The 2,321-nt window shown below is 72.2% G+C and carries 4 protein-coding genes; 2 read left to right on the top strand and 2 right to left on the bottom strand.

The genetic code is table 11. The features are described from left to right. A partial coding sequence (locus KY462_16895) for a hypothetical protein (protein MBW3579376.1) occupies positions 1–417 on the top strand: 417 nt, incomplete at its 5' end. Continuing rightward, the gene (locus KY462_16890) at positions 414–1,217 is read left to right on the top strand and encodes a precorrin-8X methylmutase (GenBank protein ID MBW3579375.1); all 804 of its coding nucleotides are present in this window, start codon (positions 414–416) and stop codon (positions 1,215–1,217) included. The genes KY462_16895 and KY462_16890, both read left to right, overlap by 4 nt. On the opposite strand, the gene KY462_16885 is transcribed toward KY462_16890, so the two are convergent. After that, positions 1,166–1,936 (bottom strand): carboxypeptidase-like regulatory domain-containing protein, encoded by a 771-nt coding sequence (locus KY462_16885; GenBank protein ID MBW3579374.1) that lies wholly within the window; start codon positions 1,934–1,936, stop codon positions 1,166–1,168. The genes KY462_16890 and KY462_16885 overlap by 52 nt on opposite strands. After that, positions 1,936–2,321 (bottom strand): DoxX family protein (locus KY462_16880; GenBank protein MBW3579373.1); only part of this gene is annotated, 386 nt, incomplete at its 5' end. The genes KY462_16885 and KY462_16880, both read right to left, overlap by 1 nt.

Raw genomic sequence — 2,321 nt, 5'->3', positions numbered from 1 at the left:
GTCCCGGAGGTGAGGAGCTCCGGTGTCGTCGGCATCTACGGCGACACGTACCGTTACCACGAGAACCTCGTCCACGATTACTGGAACGCGTCCGGCGAGACGAAGACGACGCTGCGGCGCGGGTACTGCCTCGGCCTTCGCTGGGCGGCGGGGCACTTCGCGGCGGTCCTCGAAGAGCTCGCGGGGATGACCGATCCGCTCGATCCGTCGGGCGGCTCGATCCTCGATAACACGGTGATCTTCTGGCACAACGAGTTCGGCCATGACGGTCACGACAACCAGCACACGCGTCACCCGGCGATCGTCGCGGGCGGCGAGGCGGGGCTCACCGTGCAGATGGCGGACGGGCAGCGACGCGACGCCGAAACGATCGCCGACACGCTTGTGCTCCTCCACGAACCCGGCGAGCCGTCGTGACGACCTACCTGCGCGACGGCGCGGAGATCTACCGCCGCTCGTTCGCCACCATCCGCGCCGAGGCCGACCTCGACGCCTTCGACCCGATCCTCGCGCGCGCCGTCGTGCGGATGATCCACGCCTGCGGCATGGTCGACCTCACCCACGACGTCGCCGCCTCCCCCGGCTTCGCCGCCGCCGCGCAGGCCGCCCTGCGCGCCGGCGCCCCGATCCTCTGCGACACGTCGATGGTCGCCTCGGGCGTCACGCGGGCGCGGCTGCCCGCCGACAACGACGTCGTCTGCACCCTTTCCGAGCCGCGCGTCGCCGACCTCGCGCGCGCCACCCGCTTCTACGAGCACCTCGGCTGGCGGCGGTCCGCCTCCTCGGTCGACGGGGTGGTCGCCTTCTTTCACGGCGGCACGGCCGCGCTCGGGCTCTTCGGATGGGACGACCTGGCCGAAGACGCCGCGCTGCCGGCTGATCACCCGGGGGGCTTCCGGGGGAGCTCGCTCGCGATGAACCTCGAGGACGAGCGGGCCGTCGACGAGGCGCTCGCGCTCGCGCGCCTGGCCTGCCAGCACGTCGACGACGATCCCGTCCTGGACGCCGTCGACGGGCTCTGCGCGGCAGCGCAGGAGGCGCTGGCCGCGCGCGACCCGGACGCGACGCAGGAGCGCTGGCCGGGCATCCACGAGCTGCTCGCCGCCCATCTGGTGGCCGGCACGCCACGCGCCGGCCTGCCGGCCAGCGGCACCCGCCCGTCGGCTCAGGGCGCCACGACCCGCAGAACCCGCCGCGGGAAGGTCTCGGGGTCGTAGCACTTCTTGCTCGCGGCGAAGAAGGCGAACGGGTAGTCCCCCGGCGGGGTGTCGCGGGGGATGGTCAGCGCGCCGCGGAAGCGATTGCCCTCCGCCGGTCTGAGCCACGCGACGCGCCCGAGCTCGGGACTCGCGGCGAACACCTCCTCCGACAGCCCGCCTTCGCCGCCCTCCGTCACCGTGAGGCCGAACTCGACCGTGTCGCCGGGACGTGCGGTCGCGGTGCCGATCGCGGCGTCGCTCACCTCGGGTTGACCGCCGGGACCGAGCTGGCGCACGGTGAAGTCGTAGTCGAACGTCTGACCGGGTTCGAGCCGCGGAACGACGTCCGCGTCGTAGCGGCTGTTGTGGTAGCGGTAGTTGTTCTCGTGGAAGCCCAGGATCGCCGCCGGCTCCCCCGCCGGCACCTCGGGGACGACGTAGCGGCCGTCGGGGCCGGTGACGGCGGCCCGCTGGACGCCCTGGTAGCCCACAACGATGTAGACGTCCGACAGCGGGCGGCCCGAGTCCTCGTCGGTCGCGCGTCCGACGATCGTGCCGGTGGCCGCGGCGGGCGCCTGCTCTTCCCGGGTCTGCGTCTGGTTCGTGGCCGTCTGCTCCTGCTGGGTGGCGGCCTGATCGGTGCCCTGCTCGTCGTCGCCCGCGCACGCCGTCGCAACGAGCGCGAGGGACACCACCAGCGCTGCGAGCCCGAAACCGCGTCCGGACGCTCCCGCCATCAGAACGGGAATCCCCGAAGACGCTGGACCCCGCGGTGAACGAAGCGGCGATCCAGGCCCCATACCCGCCCGGCGGGCACGAGGAGGAGGATGAGCAGTGGCACCCATTCGTGTGGCTGCTCGAACATCCAGCGTCCACTGGACAGGTAGAGCAGCTGCAAGAACAGCTGCTGGCCCAGGCCGACCAGCGCCGCGCCACGCGAGGCCAGGCCGAGGATGAGCAGCGCGCCGACGCCGAGCTCGACGAAGGTGATGACCCACTGCAGCCATCCGTAGTTGGGCAGCAGCACGTCGTTGACCAGCTGCGTGACCGCGGAGATGTCGTTGCGCGCGGCCTCGCCCTCGAGGATGCTGCGCGTCTCCTCGCGGTTGATGAGGAACGAGC

The sequence above is a fragment of the Actinomycetota bacterium genome, from assembly GCA_019347675.1.
Classification (GTDB): Bacteria; Actinomycetota; Nitriliruptoria; order Nitriliruptorales; family JAHWKO01; genus JAHWKW01.
This window is presented reverse-complemented; position numbering and strand designations above follow the sequence as displayed.